General features: G+C 38.5%; 12 protein-coding genes. 6 read left to right on the top strand and 6 right to left on the bottom strand.

What is annotated here, in order from left to right; all coding sequences use genetic code 11:
* Nucleotides 1–7: 7 nt before the first annotated feature.
* The 5 genes from pgl to lolC form a co-directional block, all read right to left on the bottom strand.
* The gene (gene pgl / locus BTO23_RS14455) at nt 8–730 is read right to left on the bottom strand and encodes a 6-phosphogluconolactonase (protein ID WP_105063858.1); all 723 of its coding nucleotides are present in this window, start codon (nt 728–730) and stop codon (nt 8–10) included.
* On the bottom strand, nt 727–2,229 hold the full coding sequence (gene zwf, locus BTO23_RS14450; RefSeq protein ID WP_061005387.1) for a glucose-6-phosphate dehydrogenase: 1,503 nt from the start codon (nt 2,227–2,229) through the stop codon (nt 727–729). The genes pgl and zwf overlap by 4 nt, the downstream gene beginning before the upstream one ends.
* A 169-nt stretch (nt 2,230–2,398) precedes the next feature.
* The gene (gene lolE, locus BTO23_RS14445; protein WP_105063857.1) at nt 2,399–3,643 is read right to left on the bottom strand and encodes a lipoprotein-releasing ABC transporter permease subunit LolE; all 1,245 of its coding nucleotides are present in this window, start codon (nt 3,641–3,643) and stop codon (nt 2,399–2,401) included.
* On the bottom strand, nt 3,643–4,359 hold the full coding sequence (gene lolD, locus BTO23_RS14440) for a lipoprotein-releasing ABC transporter ATP-binding protein LolD (protein WP_061005390.1): 717 nt from the start codon (nt 4,357–4,359) through the stop codon (nt 3,643–3,645). The genes lolE and lolD overlap by 1 nt, the downstream gene beginning before the upstream one ends.
* Complete coding sequence (lolC, locus tag BTO23_RS14435) at nt 4,352–5,560, bottom strand: lipoprotein-releasing ABC transporter permease subunit LolC (RefSeq protein ID WP_061013776.1); 1,209 nt, start codon at nt 5,558–5,560, stop codon at nt 4,352–4,354. The genes lolD and lolC overlap by 8 nt, the downstream gene beginning before the upstream one ends.
* A gap of 173 nt (nt 5,561–5,733) precedes the next feature.
* On the opposite strand from lolC, the gene BTO23_RS14430 reads away from it, so the two are divergent.
* The 5 genes from BTO23_RS14430 to bamJ all read left to right on the top strand — a co-directional run bounded on the left by BTO23_RS14430 (nt 5,734) and on the right by bamJ (nt 12,039).
* Nucleotides 5,734–6,303: a hypothetical protein gene (locus tag BTO23_RS14430; protein WP_061013778.1), complete on the top strand. Its 570-nt coding sequence runs from the start codon at nt 5,734–5,736 to the stop codon at nt 6,301–6,303.
* A gap of 15 nt (nt 6,304–6,318) precedes the next feature.
* Nucleotides 6,319–9,774 (top strand): transcription-repair coupling factor, encoded by a 3,456-nt coding sequence (gene mfd, locus BTO23_RS14425; RefSeq protein WP_105063856.1) that lies wholly within the window; start codon nt 6,319–6,321, stop codon nt 9,772–9,774.
* 84 nt (nt 9,775–9,858) lie between these two features.
* Entirely contained in the window at nt 9,859–10,755 is an 897-nt protein-coding gene (locus BTO23_RS14420) for a peptidoglycan binding protein CsiV (protein WP_105063855.1), read from the top strand.
* 118 nt (nt 10,756–10,873) lie between these two features.
* Nucleotides 10,874–11,497, top strand: a complete 624-nt coding sequence (locus BTO23_RS14415) for a thiol:disulfide interchange protein DsbA/DsbL (RefSeq protein WP_060993823.1) — start codon at nt 10,874–10,876, stop codon at nt 11,495–11,497.
* Nucleotides 11,498–11,565: 68 nt separating this feature from the next.
* Nucleotides 11,566–12,039, top strand: coding sequence for a BamJ family beta-barrel-assembly machinery protein (bamJ, locus tag BTO23_RS14410; protein WP_060993824.1), 474 nt, complete (start codon nt 11,566–11,568; stop codon nt 12,037–12,039).
* An 87-nt stretch (nt 12,040–12,126) separates the two neighbouring features.
* Here bamJ and BTO23_RS14405 read toward each other — a convergent pair whose 3' ends face one another.
* A complete protein-coding gene (locus BTO23_RS14405) occupies nt 12,127–12,732 on the bottom strand; it encodes a class I SAM-dependent methyltransferase (RefSeq protein ID WP_060993825.1) in 606 nt (201 codons plus the stop codon).
* A 203-nt stretch (nt 12,733–12,935) separates the two neighbouring features.
* Between BTO23_RS14405 and hutC the strand changes: the two genes are divergently transcribed.
* Nucleotides 12,936–13,640: a histidine utilization transcriptional repressor HutC gene (gene hutC / locus BTO23_RS14400; RefSeq protein WP_105063853.1), complete on the top strand. Its 705-nt coding sequence runs from the start codon at nt 12,936–12,938 to the stop codon at nt 13,638–13,640.
* Nucleotides 13,641–13,705: the final 65 nt, after the last annotated feature.

The following is a 13,705-nucleotide window of genomic DNA, read 5'->3' as shown; positions in this document are numbered from 1 at the left end:
GAGCGCTCTATTTATTAATGATGTGCGCTGCTGCATCTAAATCTAAAAACCACTCAGTTTGACCCATTGTTGATTGGATCTTTGCTGCCGGATATGGCAACTGCTCTGCTGGTATTGTATTAATCTCGTGTACGATGTCTGCCTTGCCTTTGCCTAAAACTAAATAGCTAATACGTTTTGCGGCTTGCAATGCTTTGGCTGTTTTTGAAACTCGACGCTGACCTGACTCTGGATGAATAGCGACAAGACTAAGGTTTGAATCACTATAATCGGTAACGTTTGGAAATAAAGAGGCCGTATGACCATCAGCTCCAACACCTAATAAAATCCAATCAAATACTGGAATACCATTTTGTTGTGGAATGGTATCGCACATTTCTTGTGCAAAACGAATCGCTTCTTTTTCTGGATCATTTTCACCTTGAATTCGATGAATGTTGTCTTCTGGAATTGTAATATGTGAAAACAACAACTCATTTGCTTCCCCATAATTACTTTCTGCATCATCCGGCGCAACACAACGTTCATCTCCCCACCAAAAATGGAGATTCTCCCATTGAATGCTCTTCGCGTAAGGCTCTGATGCTAATAATGAAAACAACATCTTAGGCGTACTGCCACCAGAGAGTGATACATGTACTGGTTTACCTTGTTTACTTAACGCTTTTAATTCATCAGCAAGGCTAATCACAACTTGTTCTGGTGTTTGAAATATTTGATGATTTATCATAGTTCACAATAATCCGTATCAGTTAGGTTTTTACAAGGAAAACGCCATGCTCGATTGTCTCGTTCTAACAATTGATCGGCTTCTTTGGGTCCCCACGTTCCACAGGCGTAGCCAAATAGTGATTGAGGATCTTGTTTAAAATCTAGTATTGGTTGCACAAACTTCCAACATGCATTCACTGCATCACTGCGAGCAAAGAGTGTTGCGTCACCGTTTAATGCATCTAAGAGTAATCTCTCATATGCGGTTAACATGGTTGTTTCAGTTAACGACTGATAATGAAAATCCATTGATACGTCTTTCACTTTAAAACCAGAACCAGGCTCTTTTAAGCCAAAACGCATTTGGATCCCTTCATCAGGTTGAATACGGATCACTAATTTATTTTCTGGTGCATTTGCAGCAAACGCTGGGTGCGGTGTTTTCTTAAAGTGAACAACAACCTCAGTTACACGAGTAGGAAGACGCTTACCTGTACGAACATAAAAAGGAACCCCATTCCAACGCCAGTTATTAATGAACATTTTCAAACCAACGTACGTTTCCGTTCGAGAATCATCAGCAACGCCATGTTCATCACGGTAACTTGGTAAAAATTTACCTCTTACTTCAGACTCAGTATATTGACCTAATACGAGATTGTTTCTTAAATCATCATCTGAAATAGGTTGTAAACTTTGCAGCACTTTTGCTATTTCATCACGCATTGCATCTGCATTTATCGCTGAAGGCGATTCCATTCCAACCATCGCAAGTACTTGCAATAAATGGTTTTGGAACATATCACGCATAGCACCTGAACCATCGTAATAACCGCCACGCTCTTCTACACCTAAAAACTCTGAACCAGTGATTTCTACATATTCAATAAAATTACGATTCCACAATGGTTCAAACATGACATTAGAAAATCGTAATACCAATAAGTTTTGAACCGTTTCTTTGCCAAGATAATGGTCTATGCGATAGATTTGATGTTCTTCAAAATGCTGATGAATTTCTTTACCTAAACTTAGTGCTGATGCGAGATCATAACCAAATGGTTTTTCTATGATTAGGCGTTTCCAACCGTTTGATTCTTCATTTAAACCATGAGCAGCTAAGCACGATGGAATAACACCATAAAGGCTTGGAGGTGTCGCTAGATAGAAAAGTGTATTTTGTTGTTCAAGTTGGTATTTTTCAGCTAAGAAATCTAACTTTTCGACTAACAGAGCATAGTCTTGAACTTCTGAAGTATTTAACGCCTGATAATGCAGATGCTCACAAAACTTAGCTAATATTTCAGGATCCGTTTCCTCCATCTCTTGCAGAGAATGCTTCATTTTTTCTCGATATGACTCGTCATCATATTGAGTTCGGCTAACGCCTAAAATAGAGAAAGAATCAGAAAGTTGATTGCTAGCGTATAAATGATATAGAGCGGGAATAAGCTTTCGGTACGTTAAATCACCAGAAGCCCCAAAAATTACAATGGTATTGTTGTCCGATATTGTCATTATTTTTCTATCCGGTAGACATCAAAGTATTTATCTATAATAGAAACAATAGCGCAATTTTACTAATCAGTTTTAGTTATTATATTGATAGGTAAAACCTAACAAATATAAAAAAGGCCTCTAATAAACTTAGAAGCCTTTTTATCCAGACAATCCTATCTGATTTTTATTACTTAGAACTCAATACTGCCGCTGGATGTAATCGACTTGCTCTTCTCGCTGGATACCACGTTGCGATAGCACTCAACACAATTGCCGTTCCTGTTACGATAGCCACATCACTCCACACCAATTCTGAGGGTAAAAAATCAACGAAATAGATATCACCAGATAAAAACTGGTGCCCTATTAGTGATTCTAATCCCTTAATCATTGGGGTTAAATTTAATGCTACAAATGATCCTAAAGCTGAACCGGCTAAGCTTCCTGTCACGCCAGAGAAGATACCTTGGCATACAAAAATGCGTTTAATTAACCCATCATTCGCGCCCATGGTTCTTAATATAGCAATGTCTCCAGAGCGATCTTTTACTGCCATCATTAATGTAGACACAATATTAAAACAAGCTACACCAATTACTAAAACCATTACAAGATACATAATTGAACGTACTAATTGAATATCTCGGTATAGATAACCATACTTTTGAATCCAACTACGTAAATAAACGTATTCCGTTAGTGTCCCACCGACCTCTCTAACAATATCTTGAGCATTAAGAACGCTACTCACTTGCAATGACACACCAGTGACACTGTCACCTAAGTTTATGTATTGCTGTGCATCTTTTAAAGGAATAATCGCTAAACCATGGTCAACTTGTCCGCCTAATGAAAGTAAGCCCACCACTTGCAGACGTTGTCGTTTTGGTGAACGGAGTTGTTTATCGCTATTTTCATCAGGGATCAACGCAGTGATCCAATCACCAACCTTAACATTTAAGGTATCAGCAACGCCTTTACCTAAAATGACGCTTTGTTTATTCGCTTCAAATTTATCCCAAGCATCTTTATCAATAAATTGAGGCAACTTAGACACTGAAGCTTCTAATAAAGGTTTAACACCTCTAATTTCAACCGCTTTTAGCTTACTGCCTCTTTCTAATAAAGCAGTAAAGCGAACATAAGGTGCTGCACCTGTCACTTTTAGATGCTCTTTCGCTTGGCTCATCATAGTTTGCCAATCATCAATTGGTCTTTTAACCCCTTCAAGTTCAGCATGGGGAATAACAGATAACACACGATTTTGCAGTTCGCGCTCAAAGCCATTCATTGCTGAAAGACCGATAATGATAACGGCAACACCGATAGCAATACCCAATGTTGATGAGATCGAAATAAACGACACCATTTTATTACGCTGCTTTGCTCGTGCAAAACGCCCACCAATAAAAAGAGAAAGCGGTGAAAACATTACGCCTCCTGCTCTTGATTGCTATTTGAACGAACAGTTTCAGTAATAAAGCGACCATCTTGCATGCTTAATTGCTTATCTAGTTTTGCTGCTAATTCATTATCATGCGTAACAACTAAGAAAGCCGTACCGGACTCTTGATTCAATTCACGCATTAAATTATAGATGTCTAATGCTGTTTTATAATCCAAGTTTCCCGTCGGCTCATCAGCTAAAACTAATGCAGGTTTATTCACTAACGCTCGCGCAATCGCCACGCGCTGACGTTCACCACCTGATAATTCTGATGGACGGTGCTCAATGCGATGGGCTAGCCCTACTTTCGCTAGTAATTCGGTCGCACGTTTTGTCGCTTCTTTTTTATTAATACCACCAATTAACAGTGGCATGGCTACATTTTCTAATGCGCTGAAATCAGACAAAAGGTGATGAAATTGGTACACAAAGCCAATGTGTTGATTACGGATCTTTGCTTGTTTATTAGCACTTAACTTTGTTAATTCATTCTGTTGAAAATGTACGGTGCCAGCTGTTGGCTCATCAAGCGCACCAAGAATGTGTAATAAGGTACTTTTACCAGACCCAGATGATCCAACAATTGCAACCAACTCACTTTCATTAATTTGAAAATCAACCCCTTTAAGCACTTCAGTTTCCATTGTGCCTTCTTGGTAAACCTTACGAATACCCTGACAAACTAATAATGGATTACTCATATCTTAATGCCTCTGCTGGTTGTACGACTGCCGCTCGATAAGATGGGAATACGGTCGCTAATAAACTTAATAAAATTGCTAGAATAATGACTACACACACTTGCAATGGTTCAACGTGAGCAGGTAAAGAACCTCCTACAGTAAACAACGACAAACCTAGCGTGGAAAGGATAACATTGATATTACTGGCAAATAGAGCACCTAACGTTCCACCAACAATCGCCCCTATAACACCACTGCTTGCGCCTTGAACCATAAAAATAGAAAGTACTTGATTACTCGTCATGCCTTGTGTTTTTAATATCGCGACTTCTGCTTGTTTTTCCATCACTACCATAATAAGAGCAGATATGATATTGAACGCCGCGATAGCTACAATAAGACCAAGCATTAAGCCCATCATGTTTTTTTCCATTTTCACAGCTTGAAATAACTCACCGCGCTGATCACGCCAATCACTCCATGCCATATTATGATCTAAAGGCAGTTTTGCTAATTCTGTAACTTGGAACGGGTCGTCGAAAAATAAGCGCCATCCCGTGATATTTCCTTTTTCCAATTTCATCAAACGAGCCGTATCTTGAATGTTCGCAATCATTAACTGGCCATCAACATCAGATCCCGTATTAAATACACCGACGATTTTAAAATTACGTTGACTTGGAATACGTCCTAATGGCGTGTATTGACTGGCATTAGTCACCATAATACGCACGGTATCACCATAACGAACACTTAATTCACGCGCTAATTTTGAACCTAAGAAAATACCATATTCACCCGCTTTAAGCTGACGCACATTGCCCGAAATTAATTCATAAGCAATAGGATCATATTCATTGGGGTCAATCCCAACCAACATTCCTGCACTCAAACCTTTGGCGCTTTGTATAATAGCTTCACCACGAACAACCGGCGTAACTTGAGTAACATGAGGTAAACTTGCGACGTAATTTCGTTCATCTTCTGAAGGAGTAATTTGACCATTCGTCGTTGAAATCACCGCTTGTGGTAATACTCCTAAAATACGATCTTTTAGTTGTGCTTCAAAACCATTCATCACAGATAACACCGTCACTAAAGACAATACTCCGATGGTAATACCTGCAGTCGACATATAAGAGATGAAACGGCTGAATCTATCGCCTGAACGTCCTCTTAAATATCGCAATCCTATAAACACTGATACTGGATGAAACATAAATTCTCTCAAACGCTTATAAAAGCTATAACAATGATTTCATTCTATCACGTAAAATACTGGTATTTATTCCTTTTTTTACTCGACTCTTACTCAAAGTTACATATTAAAGACTTGCTGATGCTCAGTGACTTCGCCATAATTAAACAATAATAATAAATAAAGGGACACTTATGTCACATGATGAATACTTTTCGGTTCATTACGATTTAACCATCAATGTTGAACCTCTTGCTTTAGACGCGGCGTTACCGGCGATAGAAACGTTTGAGCGTGAGATCCCAGCCCCATTCAGAGTTGCACAAGAATGCAGCTCTTTAGATGATGTTTCTGAGAACGAACTTTCTTTTCTAAAACTAGATGACGGTAAACGCTTAGCTAATTACCTAAATAATCAGAATCAAAAACTCAATTTATTACTCTCTTATCTGTTAATTCAACAAGATGATGAAGCTTACCGCCATAAAACAACCTCTTTCGGAGCGAGTAAGTTTACTTATGAAAGTAAAACAGCATTAACCGTTACTCAAAAAGCCAAAGTAAAATTGTTTCTTGAACATCCGCCTTCTGCAATTTATTGCTATGCTCAAGTAACGCAATGTACGCAAACTGAATCTGGTTATTCAATAGAGATGACTTACGATCTCCTTCGTGATATTGACCAAGATTTACTGATCAAAGCCGCGCTGTTCCAGCAACAAAAAGTGCTTAAACTTCGTGCCCAAGAACGAAACTTAACCTAATAATTGAATGTCCTGATGCCTATAAAAAACTTACTGTCATTAACATTACCAACTAAAGCCAATGATATTCGCTCTGTTGGTAACTTAACGGGTTCATCTTTAGCACTTGCGATTGCGGAGATTGAACAACAACACACTGGACCTGTCGTGGTTGCCGTAACTGAGCCACAATTGGCGTTTCGTTTACAAAATGAAATCAGTCAATTTAGCCAACGCTCGGTAGACGTTTTTCCTGATTGGGAAACCCTTCCTTATGACAGTTTCTCACCGCATCAGGATATCATTTCTGACCGTTTATCACGTCTATATCATTTGCCTCAGCAAAAAGATGGCACACTAATCGTTCCTGTGAGCACCTTATTGCAACGTCAATCACCGCAATCATTTCTGCATAAACATGCTTTAGTGGTAAAGATTGGTGATCGTCTTTCGTTTGATAAACTGAAATTACAACTAGAAAAATCAGGCTACTTACACGTTGACCAAGTAATGAGTCACGGTGAATATGCAAGCCGAGGCTCAATTCTAGATTTATTTCCAATGGGTAATGCTCACCCTTATCGAATTGATTTCTTTGATGATGAAATAGACACCATTCGTCAGTTTGATCCTGAAAATCAACGTACAATTGAAGAAGTAACATCAATCAACTTACTGCCCGCTCATGAATTTCCAACCGATGACGTTGCGATTGAAGATTTCCGTATCCGTTGGCGTCAACGTTTTGATGCTCGTCGTGAGCCAGAATCTGTTTATCAGCAAATCAGTAAAGGCGCTTGGCCTGCCGGTATTGAATATTGGCAACCACTGTTTTTTGATGAGACAGAAACCCTATTTGATTACCTACCAGATAATACGTTATTAGTTACCATTGGTGATATTGAGAAAGCAGCAAATGATTTCTTAGCCGATGCTGAATACCGTTACGACCAACGACGCGTTGACCCATTGCGCCCTCTTCTACCAGTAAACGAATTGTGGCTTCAAACAACCGATATGTTTGGTCTCTTCAAGCAATATCCTCGTGTAAAATTAGCCAAAGAGCCTGAGATTGAAAAAGCTGGGCGTTTTAATCCAGATCTATTAGAACTGCCAGAAATTGCAATTCAACACCAAAATAAAGAACCGTTTGCACAGTTTCGTCAATTCTATGAGAAATTCAGCGGTCAGGTTATTTTCTCAGTGGAATCAGAAGGTCGTCGTGAAGCATTACTTGAATTGCTTGCTCGCATTAAGTTAAAACCTGCAATTTGTAATTCCATGAAAGACGCGGTTGCGCATAAAAATAAAGCAACCTTAGTCATTGGTTCAGCTGAACACGGCTTTATTCTGCAAGATCCTTGCGTTGCCTTTATTTGTGAAAGTGATTTATTAGGTGAGCGAGTAATTCAACGCCGTCGCCGTGGTGACAATAAATCAATCAACAGTAATACTCTGATACGCAATCTCGCTGAACTAAAAATTGGGCAGCCAGTCGTTCATATAGATCACGGTATTGGTCGTTATATGGGACTTGAAACGTTAGATGTTGGTGATATGCCAGCAGAATACATGATGTTAGAGTACTTGAACGAAACCAAACTGTATGTTCCTGTTTCTTCTTTAAACCTAATCAGCCGATACTCAGCAGGTGCTGATGAAACCGCACCAATCAGTAAGTTAGGCAGTGAAACATGGAGTAAAGCTCGTCGTAAAGCCGCAGAAAAAGTGCGCGACGTGGCCGCGGAACTATTGGATGTATACGCAAAACGAGCTATTAAACCGGGCTTTGCTTTTAAGCAAGATCGCGATGCTTATGCTGATTTTAGATCAAGTTTCCCATTTGAAGAAACACACGATCAAGAAATCGCCATTAACGACGTTTTATCCGACATGTGCCAAGCAAAAGCCATGGATCGCCTCGTTTGTGGCGATGTTGGTTTTGGTAAAACAGAAGTTGCCATGCGTGCAGCATTCTTAGCAACGCACAATGAAAAACAAGTGGCAGTATTGGTCCCAACAACCCTACTTGCTCAACAGCATTTTGAGAATTTCCGTGACCGTTTTGCTAACTTCCCAATACGAGTGGAAGTATTATCACGCTTTAAATCAGCCAAAGAACAGAAAGAAATTTTAGCTGCCACCGCTGAAGGCAAAGTGGATATCTTAATCGGTACTCATAAACTACTGCAAGACAGCATTAAGTTTGATGATCTTGGCTTACTGATTGTTGATGAAGAACATCGCTTTGGTGTACGTCAAAAAGAAAAAGTAAAAGCAATGCGCTCAGACGTAGATATCCTAACTCTAACTGCAACGCCTATTCCAAGAACCTTGAATATGGCAATGAGTGGAATGCGCGATTTATCAATCATCGCCACACCACCTGCTCGTCGATTAGCGATTAAGACATTTGTTCGTGAAAAAGCAGATGATGTCATCAAAGAAGCGATTCTTCGTGAAATCAAACGTGGTGGTCAAGTGTATGTCCTACATAATAATGTAGAAACAATTCAGAACGCCGCAGAAGAGATTGAAAAGCTAATCCCTGAAGCTCGAGTTACCTTAGCTCATGGACAAATGCGCGAGCGTGAATTAGAACGTATTATGAGTGACTTTTATCATCAACGTTTCAATGTTCTTGTTTGTACAACCATTATTGAAACAGGTATTGATGTACCAACGGCAAATACCATTATTATGGATCGCGCCGATAAACTCGGTTTAGCACAACTGCACCAATTACGTGGTCGTGTCGGTCGTTCACATCACCAAGCGTATGCGTATCTGTTAACTCCTCACCCTAAAGCATTGAGTAAAGATGCCATTAAGCGTTTAGATGCTATCGCGTCACTGGAAGACTTAGGCGCAGGCTTTACCTTAGCAACGCACGATTTAGAAATCCGTGGTGCGGGTGAATTACTGGGTGATGGTCAAAGTGGTCAAATTCAATCTGTTGGCTTTACGCTTTATATGGAAATGCTAGAGCAAGCAGTAGAAGCATTAAAAGAAGGCAGAGAGCCTTCACTCGATGACTTATTACGTGAACAAACAGAAGTAGAACTGCGTTTACCGGCACTAATTCCAGAAGACTACATTCCAGATGTAAATACACGTCTGTCTTTATATAAACGAATTGCAAGTGTGGCAAGTAATGGTGAGCTTGATGAGTTAAAAGTAGAGATCATTGATCGCTTTGGTTCATTACCAGAAGCAACTCAAACATTATTAGTCAGTTCTGAAGTTAAAATGTTGGCCGCTTCATTAAAAGTGAAGAAACTAGAGGCTCATGGTAACGGTGGTTATATTGAATTTGAACCTACTGCTGACATAAACCCTATGTTCCTTGTGTCATTATTGCAAAAAGATCCGACAGGTTTTGCCTTAGATGGACCAACTAAGGTTAAATTTATAAAAGACTTAACAGAGAGACAAGTGCGAATTAAATACGTAATAGACTTGCTCAATCTGTTTTACGAAAATAGAATCTAACTATTAGATTGATAATAATATAAAATATTAAGCCTCACCTACGGATAGCCGAGGCTTTATGAGAAGCATTTTACCGGAGTTTGAATGAAAAAAATTATTTACGCGTTGATTTTACTAGCAAGTTGGCCTTCATTTGCTCGTCAATTTGACATTGAGGTCATCATTTTTAAACGCAATGTCGAGCCATCATCTTTCCAAGAATCATGGCCAGATATTCTTGCCCCTATTAACCTAGAGCGTGCTTTCTCATACCGTGATAAAACAATGATGAGCCGTAATGGTGCATCTCTTCTGCCTTCTGGTTATTACAAATTAAATAAAACTTACACTAAACTACAAAATCACGCAGGTTTTAAACCGTTGGTGCATGTAGCTTGGCGTCAAGGCGATTCAGGTTCTTCACGCTCTCCTATCTTCCACATTCAAGCTGGACAGGACTTTTCTGATCGCTTTGTTGCAGATGGCCGAACTATTGAAGATGCAAAAGCAGACTTATCACTCACTCCTCTTGATGCACCAGAGCCTATGCCAGCATTAGCAGAAGGAAGTGAATCACTTGAACCAGAAAGCGTAACTGCAGTGAAATCAGGACCTCTTTTAGAGCTTGGTGGCACGATGCAAGTTTATGTACAACACTATTTATATGTAAATACGATTCTTGATCTAAAAGTACCGGGTCAACATGAGTTTATCGTCAATACACCAAAAGAAGAAAATGAAGAAGTGGTAACTGATACAACATCAACAACTTCTGACAATACGATAACTGAAAGTAAAACAGTGACAACGGGTATTACGCAAATTCAAGATCCAAACGCAGATGTTCAATTAGGTCATTTAGAAGACGTAACACCAGAAACTGAAGTTAAAGAATTTTTAAAATCTTACCGCATGGAAGAAAAGCGTAAAATGCGCAGTGGTGAAACTCATTACATTGATCATCCTTTAATGGGAATGATCATTCAGGTGCGTAAAGTATAATTATATAAATTCTTTACACAATTTTACTAAAATAGGACAACATTTGTTGTCCTATTTCATTCCCACTTTCTACAAATCATGCTATTTTCATTCGATATCATAATCAATGGAAATTTACATGAAATCTATTATCAAACCATTATTGCTTGTCCTTTCTTCTGCCCTTTTTCTAACAGCGTGTGGTGATACCAATGAACCAAAAGAAGGCGTTCAATATGAAGTACTTTCTACCACATTGCCTTCAGATTCAATCGCACCAGTAACTGAAGTTTTTGCCCTATCTTGTGGCCACTGTCGTAACATGGAAAACTTCTTACCAGTGATTAGCCAAGAAGCAGGTACTGATATCGGTAAAATGCACATCACATTTAACCAATCAGCGCATGTTGCAGCGATGTTCTACTACGCTGCAGAAATGCAAGTAGAAGGCACACCTGATCACGCATTTATGGAAGACTTATTTGCAGCAACGCAAATGGGTGAAGGTACAACCCTGACTCAACAACAAGAAGCATACTCTAAGGCGTTTACCTCTCGTGGCCTAACAAGCCCTTACGAATTTAATGAAGAGCAACGTGATATTCTGATCAAAAAAGTAGATAATGCAAAAATGCTTTCTGAGCAATCAGGTATCAGTTCTGTTCCTACTTTTGTCGTTAACGGTAAATACAACGTGTTAATTGGCGGTCATGACGATCCGAAGAAAATCGCTGAAACTATCCGTTACTTATTAGAAAAGTAATTAACTAATATCAATACAGCTAAGCTATTACAGTTTATCTAGGTTGATATCTTATATAAGGAAATATTGTGTCTAAAATCATCATCACTATTGCTGTTATTATTCTTGGTTATATGCTGTTTCAGCACTTTGTAAATAACCCAAAAGCAGCAAAAGAGAACATTGAACTTGGAAATGCATTTTTAGCTGAAAATGCAACAAAAGAAGGTGTTCAAACAACGGCATCAGGTCTTCAATACCTAGTACTTCAAGAAGGTACAGGTACTGAGCACCCAACAACAAAGAGCAAAGTAAAAGTGCATTACCACGGTACAACAATTGACGGTAATGTATTTGATAGCTCAGTTGAGCGTGGTGAACCGATTGAGTTTGGTTTAGGTCAAGTGATCAAAGGTTGGACAGAAGGCGTTCAATTGATGGTTGTTGGTCAAAAGATGCGTTTCTTTATTCCAAGTAATTTAGCTTACGGTAACCGTGCTGCTGGTTCTATTAAACCGGGATCAGTGCTAATTTTTGACGTTGAGTTATTAGACTTTAAATAATTAATACTCAATAAGCTAAAACGAATGACACTCTACAATGGCTAATCTTTATGGTTAGCCATTTTTTGGATCTAAAGGGTAATAACTTTATTTACGCATCACTATCGTAAAGTCTTCATCGGTATAATCTGTAATTAATTCACTATTTGGGCATAAGCTTAAACAATAATTAAGTACTTGTTCTGGATTATGCGCTTCCAACAAGCTTGAAGATTCAAAATGATCACTATTCAATAAGTTAAAAATTACTGCCTCTTCTGCCTTCTCATACATAGTTCTAATTACTTTTGTATGATACGTCTTATTTCTTGTCCGATAATTAAGCGAGCCACTTGCTACCACAATATCAACATTTGGCAATGTGGTTGATGAAAAATCGCCTTTAATGAACTCACAATTAGTTTGGTGTTTAAAGTGATTTTTTGCTTGTTTAATAAAGCTACCTTGTTGATCTACGCCAACATACGACTTTACACAACAGCTCATATCAAGAAAGGTTTTAAAATCACCATAACCACAGCCCAAATCCAATACGCATTTATTATCAAAGTTCAGTGCGTTGACTATTGTTTTAAAACGTAAAAATTGAGATTCAGTTGAACTCCACCCTAAACTTCTCGCATGATCACCTGAAAACTGTTTCTGTCTATCATCATGAAAAAGGCGAATACTTAATCTATCTAATAAATGCATGATTACTCTGTGCTCTAATTTTTTTCATTACTCAATTTTTGAAAAGTGTACTCTTAGCAATGCCATTTTTCATCTCTTTATTTATCTTGATATACATAATGCCCCCTTTGATACCTTATAAATGAAAGCGAACTCGTTAATTCTCTTGCAACCTACTCTAAAACTTGCTTTATTTGTATAGTCAAATTAAAAAGTGAATCATAATGACTCAATCCCCACGCTATTTACAAATAAAAATGTACCTTAATGACAAGATTCAAACACGAACTTGGCCTGTTGGTTTTAAAATTCCGGCCGAGGTTGAATTAGCGAATGAATTTTCGGTGAGTCGCATGACAGCGAATAAGGCAATTAAGGAGCTTGTTTCTGAAGGGTTATTAAAACGAACACCACGACTTGGAACGTTTGTTTGTCACAAAAAAGCAGAGTCTCCATTGATGGAGATCCGTAATATTGCAACAGAAGTTCGCCAGCGTGGGCATCATTACCGTTGTAAAATCATAAAAATAGAAACGATATTAGCACGTGATGATATTGCCCTTCATATAGGTGTTCACAGCGACAGCAATATCTACTTTACTCAAATAGTTCATTATGAAAATGATAGCCCCATCCAAGTAGAAGAACGTTGGGTTAATCCAATTTTTGCACCAAGCTATATAGAGCAGGACTTTACGAAGCAAACACCTAATGAATACCTTGTACAAGCCTGTCCTCTTAGTGATATAGAACACACGGTTGAAGCTATCATTCCACCCTCCCATATTATCGAACTATTAGGCATGAATGACACGACCCCTTGTTTATTACTTAATCGTAGAACATGGAGTAAAGATAACCTTATTAGTATTGCGTTGTTATATCACCCTGGAGATAAGTATAAACTCACCTCTCGCACCAAAGTGTAATTACCGTATTTATCTATGATTAAATTTTCTATAATTACTTTTATATAACTAAAAGTTCCGTTATC

The sequence above is a fragment of the Aliivibrio sifiae genome, from assembly GCF_002954715.1.
In the GTDB taxonomy this organism is placed as follows: domain Bacteria; phylum Pseudomonadota; class Gammaproteobacteria; order Enterobacterales; family Vibrionaceae; genus Aliivibrio; species Aliivibrio sifiae.
This window is presented reverse-complemented; position numbering and strand designations above follow the sequence as displayed.